Here is a 14,225-nt window from a genome sequence, read left to right on the forward strand (position 1 = left end):
CATGTTGTTGATGCCAATTTAAATAAAAATGTAAGAGAATAAAAAAATCGTCAGTTGCTTTTTAAAAGCGCTGACGATTTTTTGTATAGTCTCATAGCTAGACTTAATTATTAAAAGCTAAATAAATTTCTATATAGTATAAAATTAAAGAAATTAAATAGGAATTTGGGACTATATTTGTTTTAAAGGGATTGAGGTGGATCTAATTTCATTGAATCTATCATAACTTTAATATTTTTCGAATTACCTTTAACAGATAGTTTCACTTTTTCAATTTCCATTGTTTTTGAAAAATCTTCATTTCCTATTGAACCAATTAACTGATCTAATTCATTAGTCCATGTAATGTTAGTAGCTTGAATCATTGCTTTAATCGTAGGTATATCTGCATAGCCAGTATACATAATTCCATCAATTACTTTTCCGCCTTCTCCTAACATAACACTTACCCATTTCATATCTTGATCTGATTTATCTACTTTTTTAGGGTAATAAAACCTATATGTATTGGATTTCTTTTCTAGTTCAAGATTAAATGGAAGAATTTCAATACCTTGTGTAGATACAGTACTCTTAATTTTATTATAGTTTTTTAAATATTCTTCTGCTGTCATATGTTTAAGTGCAACTTTTTCTTTTGCATCCACTGGTTCTTTTTCTGGTACTTCTATTTTGTCGAGAGTATCTTTGTGTTCTATATTTGTGCAACCTAAAAGGCTAGCCGCTATCAGAAAGGTTCCGAGTATAAGTATTTTCTTTGGCATAAAAATCTCTCCTTAAGTGATATAGGAAAAATGCCGAAAGAGTTGATATCCTTAACAATTTCGGCATTTTCAAGTTTGGATACTTAATGTTTTTTTATAACGAAAAAGAATCATTTATATGATCTAATTGATTTAAGAAAGAACAGTACAATTAGTCCTGAAATAAATAATAAGACCCCATTTATTAATAAGATTAATGGTGGACCATAAATGTCAGCGAAAAATGAGGAAATTGCTAAAGCAACTGGTGATGCAATACTCGTAAGAGAACCAAGTGTTCCAAAAGTCCTTCCCTGTAACTCAGGATCTACCTCAACTTTAATAATCACATTGACAAGCAATGTACAAAATGAAAAAAGTATTCCTAAGAGGAGAATTAATGGTACTGCATAAAGAACAGATGGAGCAAAAGATAGCCCTACAAAGATTGGAGCTAGTAAAACCATACTAAGGATTATCCACCAACCCCGTCGATGTAACTTTTTATCAAAAAAGATAATAATGCCTGCGCCTAACATATAACCTATTGGAATGCTAGATTCAATTATCCCAAATTCAATCGGATTTGCTTTCCACACTTTTACAGACATTACTTGAATAAGCATTAATGAAGCAGTGAAAAATGTGATTAAAGTAGGCGAGAGTATAATAACAGATTTAGCAAAAGGGTTCTGCCATATATACTTGAAGCCTGCAACAAGATCCTCCTGAAATGAATTTTTTATCCCTGTTTTCTTTGTAGAATTAGGAAACTTTCCACTTAATAACACTAAAATAGCGGATAACATAAAAGTAACTGCGTCAACTGAGATAGCAATGCTACCACCAAATGCTGCAACTACAACACCTCCTATTGCTAGCCCCGAAATACGAGATACATTATCTGCTACATTTAATACTCCAGTAGCTTGTTGAACTTTGTCTTTTCCTACAATATCAACTAAGGAAGCATGGAATGCAGGAGACTGAAATAATCCTGCGCAAGAAGTAAGAGCGGTTAAGATAATAATAAGAATAAAGGAGGTACCGGGTATTGCAATACAAAATGCGATACTTAGTATTAAAAGACTTCTTATTATATCTGTTATCCACATTAGTTTTCTGCGATCTACCCTATCTGCAACAGTACCTGCAATGGAAGAAAACAACATGCTCATGACCATATGAGTTATGGCAATTGTAGACATTAATTTGGCACTTCCTGTTGCTTGTAGTACCCAAAGGTTTAAAGCAATACTGTGAAATGAATTTCCGAACATTGATAAGGTATAACCTGTAAATACAAAAGTAAATGTACGATTTTTCCATAATGTCTTTTTCGAAGAAACAGCAAGAGCGGAATCTAATTCGACCTGTTGTTGCATAGTATTGTCACCTCACAAATTTAAGTATCTAATTTATAAAAATTTGTTTGCAAACTAATAGTGGTGAACTGTAGTAATCAAGTTAATTAGATGATTAATGAAATGGAATCTAATTGTAAAAGAGCTATATTAATATAAGATATTGTTATTTTGAGGTAAAAACGGTAGGTATGAAATGGATTTAAGTAGATACATGTTTGAAAAATAAAACGCAATATAAATTGACCATAGAAATCTTAGAATGTAAGTAGATTTAAATTGTTATGAAATTAAATTACTAGAAAATATCCACTAATGGCATTATTAAATTTGTAGAAGTAAATCTTTAATTTATAGAGAAAATTTTAAATAGCATTTAAGAAGGAACATTTTAACTGTACAATATTGTTTTAATTTTTATATAAGATTTTTACAAATAAAATATTTCTCCAGATTATTTTGAAATTTCTTTACAGCTTTTCCCTAGATTTTTAATATTTGTAAGATCGGAAGCTATATTTATATTTTATAGTTTATTTTGGAATATAAGATTGGTATTAGTAGTATAAATAGTATTTTTATTAATAATCTAGTATTTATTTTTAATACTCCTCTCCGCATAAAGTTTTACCAAATATTTTCAGGTGAATATTACCAAATAAAAAATGTTTTGTCTATGTATTTTATTGGGGCTATATTTTGTAAGCATAATTCTATGTAAGAATTTTCTATATTTATCCTCCCTATATAATGACATTTTTTCCCTTACTTCGACATAAATCAAATGGTACAGTTTATAGGACAAATATAGAACCTACTTGTAGACATTATTTTGTATGAAAAATGGAATCGAAACATGAGTTACTAGTTAGGAGGCGAAATATATTGTAACTATTTTTCAAATGGTACTTAAGGGTAGAGTGCTAAACGTTTGAAAATAGCTGGTAAATGCTTCTATGGGATGGAGGTTGTCATTTGAAAGAAAAAGATAAACTTAAGGTGAATGGGAACAACGTTAATTTTTCTAAAGATATAATCTATCAAATTGTAACGGACAGATTCCATAATGGATGCCCATCATATAATCCCAAAGGGGGATTATATGATGAATCTAGGAAAAATAAAAAGAAATACTTTGGTGGAGATTGGATAGGGATTATTGAAAAATTAAATACAAATTATTTTACTGAACTAGGTGTGACGTCATTATGGATATCTCAACCGGTAGAAAATATCTTTACTCCAATAAATGATTTGGTAGGAAGTACTTCATATCATGGATATTGGGCTCGTGATTTTAAAAGAACAAATCCTTTTTTTGGGACATTTGAAGACTTTCAAACCTTAATAACAACCGCTCATGCAAAAGATATAAAAATTATTATGGATTTTGCACCTAATCACACTTCGCCTGCATTACATGATGATGCGACCTATGCTGAAAATGGTAGATTATATGATAATGGATTGTTACTTGGTGGATACGATAATGATTACAATCATTATTTTCATCATAATGGTGGGACGGATTTTGAAGAATATGAAGACGGAGTTTATCGTAATTTATTTGATCTTGCAGATCTAAATCACCAAAATATAGCGATTGATTTGTATTTTAAAGAAGCTATTAAACTATGGCTAGACCAAGGGATAGATGGTATACGAGTTGACGCAGTAAAACACATGTCATATGGCTGGCAAAAAAGTTGGCTAAATTCAATCTATAGTTATAGACCAGTATTTATTTTTGGTGAATGGTATATCAATCCGAATGAGTATGACCATAGAAATATTCATTTTGCAAATAATAGTGGTATGAGTTTATTAGATTTTAGTTTTGCTCATAAAGTACGTGAAGTTTTTCGAGATGGAATGGATTCCATGCATGGGTTACACAAAATGATTGAAGAAACATATCAAATTTATAATGATGTAAATAATCTTGTTACTTTTATTGATAATCATGATATGGACCGATTTCACACTAATGGACAAAGTAAACGTAGAATAGAACAATCATTAGCATTCTTGTTAACTTCAAGGGGAATACCTTCTGTATACTATGGTACAGAGCAGTATATGGTTGGAAATGGAGATCCGAACAATCGTGGTCAAATGGAATCTTTTGATGTGAATACAGATAACTTTAAGATAATACAATCTTTATCTTCGCTTCGTAGTTTAAATTATGCACTTCCATATGGAAATACCAAAGAAAGATATATAACTGATGATATTTATGTATATGAAAGGTACTTTGGAAGTGATGTGGTATTAATAGCGTTGAATCGAAATTTAACAGAAGGATATGAAATAAAAGATGTTAAAACAATTCTTCCTTCTAGAAAGTATAAGGACATATTAGATGGCCTTTTAGATGGTGAAGCAATTAGAGTTGAAAATAATAATATAGAGTCATTATGGCTTGGACCTGGGTCAGTACATGTTTGGCATCATAAAGGAGTAAATAGTATACCTTTAATAGGAACTGTGGGACATAAAATGACAACAGTTGGTCAAATAATTTGTATTGAGGGATGTGGTTTTACTTCTAAAAAAGGATCAGTATTATTTGAGAAAAAAGAGGCGGAAGTTATTTCATGGTCACACACTAGTATAAAAGTAAAAGTTCCAGCAGTGAACGATGGTAAATATGAAATTACTGTTGTAACAGATACAGGAACTAGGAGTAATATCTATAAACATGTAGAGGTCTTCAATACAAAGCAAGTTTGTATTCGATTTGTTATTGAAAATGGATATGAAATACCAGAGAGTGAAGTTTTTATAATGGGGAACACATATTCATTAGGAAATATGAATCCTGGCAAGGCAGTAGGGCCATTTTTTAATCAAATAATGTATCAATTTCCTACGGGTTATTTTGATATAAGTGTTCCGGCTGATACCTTGCTTGAATTTAAATTTATTAGAAAGATCAATAACACACTATTGATTGAAGGCGGAGAGAATCATAAGTATCAAACCCCGAGTTTTGGAACTGGAGAAGTGGTTGTAAAGTGGCAAACTGCAGAAAAAACTATCTTGGTGGAGTCTTAACTATATGGGTCTACTTTTTTTACAATTGTATTTAAAATCGGGGGATTTCATCCTGGTAGCTAAAACAAAAGCTTATACTGAAAAATTCTCTTAAAAGTTAATAAAGGGTACGATTTTAAAGAAAAAACTAGAAAAGAACTGTATTAATGAAAGTGAAAAATAGAAAATTGGAGGTTACTATGGAACGAGCTTCTAAAGTGATTACGATTGAAAATTTTCATTCTGAAATACTTGAGAATAGTAGGAAACTATTTATATATTTACCGCCAGGTTATGAAAGCAATTCGTACCAAAAGTATCCTGTATTATATATGCATGCTGGGCAGCGCTTGTTTGAGCCAGTAATAAAAAATGATGAATCATGGAATGTCCACAAGACGACTGATATGCTAATTTATGAAGGTAAAATTCAGGAGATAATAATAGTAGGTATAGCACATAAAAGAATCATAGAAAATAATGAGTTTTGTCATTTCATTTCACCAGATAAACATATAGAATGCTCAGGTTTATTATATGAAAAATTTATAATCAATGAGGTGAAACCTTACATTGATGAAAATTTTAGAACATTGACTAATGCTGAAAATACAGCTCTTATAGGGTCATCAGCAGGTGGTTTATCAACTTATAATATTGGTTTCCGCAATCCTGAAGTGTTTGGGAAAATTGGGATGTTATCTCCATTCTTTGTGAAAGTTGAAGATGATCATTCGGAATTAAAATTATATGAAATGTATGAAGGAAAAAAAGACTTAAAAATATGGATGGATATAGGTAGTGCGGAAGGTTTTTTCTTGGTAAAACATGTGAGAGATATTGCAGAAACTTTATTGGAAAATGGTTACAGATATAGAGATGATTTAATTTTTTATCAGGATCCAAATGGTGCACATTTTGAGAAAGACTGGGGAGAACGTATGCATCTACCATTAATATATTTCTTTGGAGATGTTGGCAATATAGTTAATGTTACATTAGATGGTCGAGATGTAGTTGGATTAACTGGAATGAAAGTGAAAATTAATCCAATTGTTACGTACGATAGTGGTTTTGAAATGAGTGTTTTAGATGGTGTATTTTTAGTTGATAACCCAGACGTGCTAGAGGTTTTGGGGGATGGAACAATTATACCCAAGAAAATAGGAGAAGCCGAAGTTACCTTTGTGACACAAGGTGTAAAAGGAATACCTAAAAAATATAAGGTAATAGAAACATTATCAGAATTTGTAGATGTTTCTGTAACAGTCGAAGTACCTGAAAATACACCAGTTGGTGAACGAATTTATATGAGTGTAGGCATGATACTAGATAGAATAGAAAAAAATCGTTTTGCAGGGAATTTTAAAGTGCCAAGGGACCTTGCATGCAGGTTTAAGTTTTCAAGAGGCTTTAGGCTATTTGAAGTGGATAAATTAGGACAACCTATTCCAAATAGAAAATTTAAAGCTACTAAGGACTTACAGTTGAATTATACTGTTGAGAACTGGATAGGTCTGTAAAAAAATAAATATGGGGTGAGTGCTGTAGTGAAAATGAAAGAATTAATTCCAACTTTCGATGTCCCTTATTATTATTCATGCTATATACCAATTCTTCACGATAAATTAAAAAGTATGGGTAGCGTTAGTTACATGAGTTTAATAGCGAATGAAGAGTTATATAGTATACCATCATATCGTATGGATACTATCACATCGATACCTTCTGTAGCAAGATATACACAGTTGTTAGAATATAATCAAACATTTCGTATGGAGAAACATGTATATTCTAATTTCGAAAAGGGGCTTCAATATATAAAAGAATGTTTAAATCGTCAAGAAGTATTTATTGCCTTAGGAAGCACCTTTTTTCTACCATATAGTAATGATTATTTGAACCCCAAATTTATAAAAAGTCATATAGATGTCCATACGGATAAATATGTTACAGACCATTACCTCGCAATTAACAAACTTACAGAAGATAGAGTATTTGTTCAAGATCCAGTTCCTAATAAATTTATGGGTGAGATATCAATGGAGGAGTTCCATTCTTTTTGGAAAGGAGGAAAAGCTATACCTGAATTGGCTCAAGCAAAAGGTATAGAAAGGATTTCATCTTACTCATCAATTGATGTAATTATACAAGAAAAAATAAGCATGGAAAATCTTAGAGATATTTTTTTAAGAACACTAAAAAAAATATCAAGTGAGTATGTTCGAGGTTTAGTTATGCAAAAAAACAATAAGATATATTATTTTGGTAAGATTGCAGCCCTTGAACTTAAAGAAAATATAAATGAAGATTTTCATAAACAAAGAAATATGTTTCCTTTGTATTTGAAATGTTTATTTGATATGAGATGGAGTAGATATTTTTTATATGACTTACTTATAGACATGAATGAGTTATTTGAAGATAAATTTATTCATGTTACTAGTGAGTTAATGGATATAAAACAATCATGGGAAAGACTGTATAAAATTGCACATATTAAATTATTAAAAAAAGATAGTAACTTAAGTGATCTCGAATCTTTTAATTTGATAATGATGGATATTATTAATAGAGAGTGTGTCTTACATGAGAATATTTTATTTCTTCTGCAACATAATTATAGTCTTCAGTCTTAATAGGGAAAAGATAATTCAGAGAAAGTAGAGTAAGGCTACTACGTATACTTACAAACTTTATCAGTAGAAGAATAAGTGTATTTATTGTTCATATTATATACTACTACAATTGCCGGAAGGAAATCTTCATAGTAAAAAGATGATTTATAAAAAGGAGTGTATTTACTTGGAAGATACAAATAAAGAAAAGATTATTCAAATCGTATTGTGCTGTGTTGAAGAAGTGAATGAAAATCTTGAAAATAAAATTGATCTTGAAAAAGGCTTGAAAGCACATCTTTATGATTGGGAGGGGTATTTAGATTCGTTAGGGTTGGTATCTCTACTGGTAAGTATTGAACAAGGCTTAGAAGATGAATTGGGTTTATCAGTTGATTTGGTGAATTTAGACACAATGTCACAACATAATAGCCCATTTAAAACAATAGAAGCATTAGTTGCGTATATTTTAGAATGCCAGGAACAATTAAAATCACTAACATAACAAAATATTAAAGGAGAAAATTTAAAAGGAGGTTAGGTATGCATATTGATTTTTTATTTGAAAGATTTGAAATGAATAAAGAATGCGAAGCTATTGTTTGGAAGGATAAAACTTACACATATGAGTGGTTTCTAAATCAAATAAAGATTTATACAAGGGAGTTAAATGAACATAAGAAGATAGATTATACAATAGTTTCTTTGGAAGCGGATTATTCTCCATACTCTATAGCTATGTTTTTAGCACTTATTGAATTAGGATGTACTGTAGTACCAATCTTAAATTCTTTGGTTGACAGTAAGAAGGAAGAATACTATGAAATAGTTGAATTAGAAAATGCAATTAAAGTTGAAAGCGGGAGCTTTGAAATAATCAATATCCAAAGGGATTACATTCAAAATGAATTATTATTACAACTGAAAAAGTTAAAACATCCAGGATTAGTATTGTTTTCATCTGGTACAACTGGACGCAGTAAAGCAATTGTACACGATTTTACATTACTTCAAAAGAAGTACAGTGTCGCAAGGAGTGCAAAACGTGTTATACCATTTATGTTATTTGATCATATTGGAGGGGTTAATACTCTCTTCCAAATTATTTCTAGCCTAGGATGTTTGGTAATAATTGATGATCGTACCCCTAATCGAGTATGTAACATGATTGAGAAACATCAGGTACAAGCTTTACCTGCATCACCAACTTTTATAAATTTACTTATACTGAGCGAGGTTTATAAAAAGTATAATTTAAATAGTTTGCAGACTATTTCTTATGGATCAGAAGTTATGCCTGAGGCTACACTAAGTAAAATAAACGAAATATTCCCTCATGTTAAAATTACACAAATGTATGGGTTATCAGAATATGGGGTTTTATATTCGAAATCTAAATCGAATGACTCTTTATGGATCAAACTAAGTGATGAGAATATTGAGTCAAGAATTGTGGATGGCATGTTGCAGATCAAATCAATGTCTACAATGATTGGTTATATTAATGCCCCAAGTCCATTTACCAAGGATGGCTGGCTTATGACAGGAGATATGGTGGAAGTAGATGGAGATTATATTAAAATTTTAGGAAGAAAATCAGAGATTATAAATATTGGCGGAGAAAAAGTATTTCCAGCTGAAGTTGAAAATGTAATACAGCTAATGGATGGAGTAGAAGAGGTTGCTGTTGTTGGTGAAAAAAATACAATCACAGGCCAAATGGTTAAGGCTGTGGTTAAATTAAATACAAATGAAAGTGTAAGTGAATTTAGAAAGCGACTAAGAGAGTTCTGTAAAGATAAACTACCATTATATAAGATTCCACAGAAAGTGGTATTAACAACTGAGAAAATGCATACAGAGCGTTTTAAAAAAGATAAGAAGGTATTTATGTAACCAAAAGTTGAAGTCCTTTTTATACAATAATTTGAAAGTAAATTAGAAATCCCTTATATTTTGAAAAAACTTTTTCAAAATATAAGGGATTCTTTTTATTTTTTTCGGATCTAAATTGAGTAATTCATATAAATAAGCTTCTTGGCAAAATAAAAATTTATGTGTTGAGGAGAAACTTTATGTTTATAGAGTTTGTTGTTGTTTATTATTACGATTCGATAGGAATTGATCTAATGAAATAGATTGGCTGTTATTTATTACAAAAAATAAAGAAACAGCCAATAATAATAAATCAAATTCATACCCTCCTATAAATCCTTGATCAAATTTCACAGTAATAATGGCTCCGGCTATAAGTAAAGAAAATAAGGTTGAAATAATTCGTGTACCAAGCCCCAGAATAACTAAAATACCACCCACTAGTTCAAGAATTGCTACTGGATATGCAAGCCAATCGAATATTCCTAGGCTGTTGAAGAAATTTTCCGTATTATGAATGCCATCTTGAAATTTTCCGAGTCCATGAGCAAAAAAAGTTAACCCTAATACTAATCTAATAATGAAAAAACTTAACTCATTTTTGTTTGACAATTGATTTTCCTCCATTCAATGATTTTGAAGTATTATTAGCCATAGATTTTTCCCTTTCCTTATTCTAATGATCTATATATGATATAGAATCAAAAAACAGTATATTTTTTTGTTTTTTTAACTTTACTACTTGATCACTTTTTGTTTATTGGAATAAGGTTCTATCCCTTTAATTTGTATTTCAATATCCTGAAGTACTGTATTGTTAATGGATCCTTCAATTATTCCAAATGTTTTATTTAGGATGTGGCCAGCACTTTTAAACCCAACATAATGTCCACGAACCATACGTGGAAAACATGCACCAAACATGCCTTGTACCGTTATAATTGATTGGAAATGGAGAACCTCAGTAATTAATGTTCCAATCATTTCTATTTTCATTTTACTATTTGGAGGTACTTTAATAGACTGTTCAATTGAAGGAGAGGTATGAATTGCTTTTGAATTGCTTTCTCCTACAAAAGTTGAAATATTAAATTCATTACCCGATTGAAATTTACCTGAAATGATAAGATCTGATTTTAAAGTTAACCCTGTAATAGATTTCGAAGTCCAAGATTGTATATTGGCCCATTGTTCTTTTATTGTGACTACAATCTCTTGTTCTTCATTATTAGGATTACATACAAATTGTTCCTTTAGGGTTATTTCATTTGTTGAGGGTTTTTCAAGATCTCGAAATATAAAAGGGCCCAGCATTTTATAACAAGCGTGATCATAACGTTCAGTAATAGCAGGTTTATTATGAATTGGAAACGTCTCATTATTTACTGCAATTTCATCAGGAAGTATTCCATAAAGATCTTTAAACGCATCCATTATGGAATCTGTAGTTGAATCTAATGAACCTAGATCTGAAAAAGATAATTTTTCTTGTATAATCATACTAATGCTCCTTACCTATTTGTGTATTTTATTTGTTTGATCGTGGTCAAAAGACAATTAAAATATGAAGAAGAGGTAAACTAATAGTTTGACAGATAGAATAATTAATAACTTTTGAGAATAAATTCCATTTTATGTTGTGGGATTCCTATCAATTAATACTAGTTAGAAATTTATAAAGATTTAATTGAATTTTAGGAAAATAAAGGTTGTTATTGAAAATCTAACTAAGAATAGATGTTATCTAGTCTTTTTAATGGACAGTGAAGGAGTATTAATATGTTTGAATTATGATGAAATGACATAAAAAAAGAACAATTAATTTGCTTACTTTTTTATTTTTATAATTTTCTTTCTATAAGACTGTCTTCTTCTGCTTACAGTTACTGAACCATCTTCTAGTGTAATGTTAAATACTTTTGTGATGGCTGTTTGTGTTATAAAGATAATCAATTCTATATACGAGATGTTGAAGAGTGGTTGTTATTATGCGGTAATGAAGATGAATAGATTTAATAATGTGTTTAATCAATATATCTAATTTCGCATTTTATATAGATGATCGATATTCTAGGGAAGGAGAAGTCAGTTTGTTAGAGAGAGGAAGGAAAAGAATACTTGTAATCATTTTGCTGGGATTAGTCCTTACTGTAAATCTAATGGCTAAACAGTTAGGTTATTACGGCGTTGCAGGTGTAAGTATTCTTTTTGGTATCGATGTTTCTTTAGCCTGGATTGTTGAAACAATCATAGATAATAAAAAAGAAATTAAAAATAATGAGAAAAAGTATCCATAACGGGTGCTTTTCCCCTTATTATATAGAATTCGTATATTAAACGGATTTAATGTTTTAGCTAGGTATAAAGAAAATCAATAAATTATAAATGATATGGAAGGATCTTTTCTAGCTTGTTAGTTGCTTGGATTTTTATAATACAAAGGATGCGCTGTTTCATGTAAAGGCACTTTGTATTATAAAGAACTAATATATCAGATACTTATTGTTTTGATTCAGACAAGCTATCATATAGTTGATATAATTAGATTAAAGTAATGAATCTACATTTGCTAAAACACTTTAAGGGGGAATAAGAATGGAAAATGAAAGATTAAAAGGAGACTTTAATAAAAAAATACTGTTGCTAAAAGGAATAAGAAATGAAGAAAAATGTATCGAGGATGCCAAGAATGAGACGCTGTACTTTACAAATGCAGAAGTTTTTAGAAAAATGGGTCGAGAAAGTAAAGAAGATTTATTTGGAGATGCACTAGAAGGATATTACGTTCGTCCTTACAAAGAAAAGAATAATTTTCTAAATATAAAAAAGGGACAAAAAGATGCTTTTGACAAGCAATACCTCGCAAAAATATATACTGAGATGAAAGAGGTCTATATAAGTAGTTTCTTCTATATTACAATTGAAGAGTTTGAAAATAATAAAATACCAGAAAGTATTATCAATGTCTTCCGAAATGAATTCTCGGATAGGAAAATAGCAGTTTTTTATGGAGTGCAAAATCTCTTAGATGGATTAGAACGTGAACAAGGTACAAACGGCAATTCTTGGGCAAATTACGTTCATTATCAAGGGATTGATGAAAAGCCGATCTTTGAAGAGGAAGAATACGATAAAGATCCAAGACTAGGATACTTGTTAAAAAGGAAGGGTTTGTATGAAAATCAAAGGGAGTTCAGAATTTGCTTTCATAAAAATTGCTTCACCGATAAATTTATAGAGGCAAATAAAAACGGATTTAATCTTTCCTATGGCCGTATTGGAGAGGAAAAGATCCCTAGTATAACTATACTAGATGATATTAATGACTTGAAATATTTATCTATTGGAGAAAAGAAATAGCATTCGTATCAAAAAAATGTAATAAAAGAATATATAATTTCAAATGGTAAAAGGCTATTCGTGTATGAATACGTACATCAATAGCCTTTTTTCATTATAGGGGTAATTCTTTATGAAAGTTAGGCATGGCAAAACTCCTTGGATATATAGAATATTTTAATATATTGTTGGTCTATTTAAAAAGAAAAACATAACTTGGTACATTGGATTAGAGGATATATATATAAATAGGTAGAATCTAATTATTTGGTTCACATTTTAATCCAAGGGGTACAAATTCGATGCGAAATGAAAAGGATTTGTTGAAACAATGGAAGGCGGATTTGCAAGTTATTCAAGAAGAGAAAAGGCTGAAGAAGAAGGCTAAGAAAAAGAATAAGAAATATAGCATTCCGGGTAATACGGCTGACTTCATGGATGGCAAGAATACTTATCGTAAAGATAATGGGGTATGGAAGCAAAGAAATAAATAATGTGAGGATAAATGATTTTGATTAAATGTATAGGAATTATAGTAGGCGCTGCCTTAATTTTGGCGGCGTCTTATTTGTTGTTAAGGAAAGATAACAAAACAAATAAATACAATGAACGAAAAAATACCTGAGACTATTGCCACAGGTAGGCTTGTACAGTTAGTAAAAACAATTCTATTTTCATGGTTCCAATCTTTAAACCCTATTTATATTATTTTACTAGCACCAGTATTTGCTTGGCTTTGGGTAAAGCTGAATTCACGCCAACCAAGTACAGCAAATAAATTTGCTATCGGTTTATTGTTTGCTGGTTTATCATTCTTAGTGATAATAATAGGTTAGTTTTGAAAGATGGAACTCCCGCATTCGAAAATGATATACATAAGTTTTCCAAATGGGCAGCTTATTTTTTGTTTTGGGGTTACTTCAATATCTAAGCTAAATGCCTATGGAGCAAAACTAAAAAAAGACGCCAAATGGCGCCCCCAACTTGGGTTAATGAGGTTTTAGTTTTCCAATCTAAAGAAATATTGTATCAGCTCACAAAGAGAGTATATCATAACATCCAAGAGAAATAATATGCATTCTTACATATCGAAATAAATTTTGTAATCTTGCACTGACGGACCAGGAATAGCAAGATATGAAGCAAATAAACGCTGTAAAAATATCAATTCATAGAAGCGATTAATTTCTGATATGACATGTTTTAATATCACAAAAGCCATCACGAAATGATGATTGCATGATGGC

At 30.4% G+C, this 14,225-nt stretch carries 12 protein-coding genes and 1 pseudogene; 9 read left to right on the forward strand and 4 right to left on the reverse strand.

What is annotated here, in order from left to right:
• Nucleotides 1-182 precede the first annotated feature (182 nt).
• Together MR107_RS05800 and MR107_RS05805 are read right to left on the reverse strand one after the other, a co-directional pair.
• A complete protein-coding gene (locus MR107_RS05800) occupies nucleotides 183-764 on the reverse strand; it encodes a hypothetical protein (protein ID WP_242292138.1) in 582 nt (193 codons plus the stop codon).
• A 110-nt stretch (nucleotides 765-874) separates the two neighbouring features.
• Nucleotides 875-2,128 (reverse strand): MFS transporter, encoded by a 1,254-nt coding sequence (locus tag MR107_RS05805; protein WP_242292139.1) that lies wholly within the window; start codon nucleotides 2,126-2,128, stop codon nucleotides 875-877.
• Between the two features lie 954 nt (nucleotides 2,129-3,082).
• On the opposite strand from MR107_RS05805, the gene MR107_RS05810 reads away from it, so the two are divergent.
• The 5 genes from MR107_RS05810 to MR107_RS05830 all read left to right on the forward strand — a co-directional run bounded on the left by MR107_RS05810 (nucleotide 3,083) and on the right by MR107_RS05830 (nucleotide 9,660).
• The gene (locus tag MR107_RS05810) at nucleotides 3,083-5,167 is read left to right on the forward strand and encodes an alpha-amylase family glycosyl hydrolase (protein WP_242292140.1); all 2,085 of its coding nucleotides are present in this window, start codon (nucleotides 3,083-3,085) and stop codon (nucleotides 5,165-5,167) included.
• A 179-nt stretch (nucleotides 5,168-5,346) separates the two neighbouring features.
• A complete protein-coding gene (locus MR107_RS05815) occupies nucleotides 5,347-6,669 on the forward strand; it encodes an alpha/beta hydrolase (RefSeq protein WP_086389163.1) in 1,323 nt (440 codons plus the stop codon).
• Nucleotides 6,670-6,696: 27 nt separating this feature from the next.
• Nucleotides 6,697-7,785, forward strand: a complete 1,089-nt coding sequence (locus tag MR107_RS05820; RefSeq protein WP_149216947.1) for a cysteine peptidase family C39 domain-containing protein — start codon at nucleotides 6,697-6,699, stop codon at nucleotides 7,783-7,785.
• Between the two features lie 166 nt (nucleotides 7,786-7,951).
• Entirely contained in the window at nucleotides 7,952-8,269 is a 318-nt protein-coding gene (locus MR107_RS05825) for a hypothetical protein (RefSeq protein ID WP_000390267.1), read from the forward strand.
• Between the two features lie 38 nt (nucleotides 8,270-8,307).
• Nucleotides 8,308-9,660 (forward strand): ANL family adenylate-forming protein, encoded by a 1,353-nt coding sequence (locus MR107_RS05830; protein ID WP_242292141.1) that lies wholly within the window; start codon nucleotides 8,308-8,310, stop codon nucleotides 9,658-9,660.
• Nucleotides 9,661-9,843: 183 nt separating this feature from the next.
• On the opposite strand, the gene MR107_RS05835 is transcribed toward MR107_RS05830, so the two are convergent.
• Nucleotides 9,844-10,251, reverse strand: a complete 408-nt coding sequence (locus tag MR107_RS05835; RefSeq protein WP_176328023.1) for a DoxX family protein — start codon at nucleotides 10,249-10,251, stop codon at nucleotides 9,844-9,846.
• Between the two features lie 126 nt (nucleotides 10,252-10,377).
• On the reverse strand, nucleotides 10,378-11,139 hold the full coding sequence (locus MR107_RS05840) for a hydralysin-2 (RefSeq protein ID WP_242292142.1): 762 nt from the start codon (nucleotides 11,137-11,139) through the stop codon (nucleotides 10,378-10,380).
• A gap of 590 nt (nucleotides 11,140-11,729) precedes the next feature.
• Between MR107_RS05840 and MR107_RS05845 the strand changes: the two genes are divergently transcribed.
• The 4 genes and pseudogenes from MR107_RS05845 to MR107_RS05860 form a co-directional block, all read left to right on the forward strand.
• Nucleotides 11,730-11,936, forward strand: a complete 207-nt coding sequence (locus tag MR107_RS05845; RefSeq protein WP_242292143.1) for a hypothetical protein — start codon at nucleotides 11,730-11,732, stop codon at nucleotides 11,934-11,936.
• A 298-nt stretch (nucleotides 11,937-12,234) separates the two neighbouring features.
• On the forward strand, nucleotides 12,235-12,999 hold the full coding sequence (locus tag MR107_RS05850) for a hypothetical protein (RefSeq protein WP_242292144.1): 765 nt from the start codon (nucleotides 12,235-12,237) through the stop codon (nucleotides 12,997-12,999).
• Between the two features lie 281 nt (nucleotides 13,000-13,280).
• The gene (locus MR107_RS05855; protein ID WP_242292145.1) at nucleotides 13,281-13,472 is read left to right on the forward strand and encodes a hypothetical protein; all 192 of its coding nucleotides are present in this window, start codon (nucleotides 13,281-13,283) and stop codon (nucleotides 13,470-13,472) included.
• A gap of 180 nt (nucleotides 13,473-13,652) precedes the next feature.
• Nucleotides 13,653-13,808: pseudogene (locus MR107_RS05860) on the forward strand (POT-type proton-dependent oligopeptide transporter); the annotation flags it as partial.
• Nucleotides 13,809-14,225: the final 417 nt, after the last annotated feature.

It is taken from the genome of Bacillus cereus group sp. BfR-BA-01441 (assembly GCF_022663075.1).
In the GTDB taxonomy this organism is placed as follows: domain Bacteria; phylum Bacillota; class Bacilli; order Bacillales; family Bacillaceae_G; genus Bacillus_A; species Bacillus_A cereus.

What these genes read in the sequence shown, in the direction of transcription:
- MR107_RS05800 (WP_242292138.1), bottom strand. Translation starts at nt 764, where the DNA reads ATGCCAAAGAAAATACTTATACTCGGAACCTTTCTGATAGCGGCTAGC.
- MR107_RS05805 (WP_242292139.1), bottom strand. Translation starts at nt 2,128, where the DNA reads ATGCAACAACAGGTCGAATTAGATTCCGCTCTTGCTGTTTCTTCGAAA.
- MR107_RS05815 (WP_086389163.1), top strand. Translation starts at nt 5,347, where the DNA reads ATGGAACGAGCTTCTAAAGTGATTACGATTGAAAATTTTCATTCTGAA.
- MR107_RS05830 (WP_242292141.1), top strand. Translation starts at nt 8,308, where the DNA reads ATGCATATTGATTTTTTATTTGAAAGATTTGAAATGAATAAAGAATGC.
- MR107_RS05840 (WP_242292142.1), bottom strand. Translation starts at nt 11,139, where the DNA reads ATGATTATACAAGAAAAATTATCTTTTTCAGATCTAGGTTCATTAGAT.
- MR107_RS05850 (WP_242292144.1), top strand. Translation starts at nt 12,235, where the DNA reads ATGGAAAATGAAAGATTAAAAGGAGACTTTAATAAAAAAATACTGTTG.
- MR107_RS05855 (WP_242292145.1), top strand. Translation starts at nt 13,281, where the DNA reads ATGCGAAATGAAAAGGATTTGTTGAAACAATGGAAGGCGGATTTGCAA.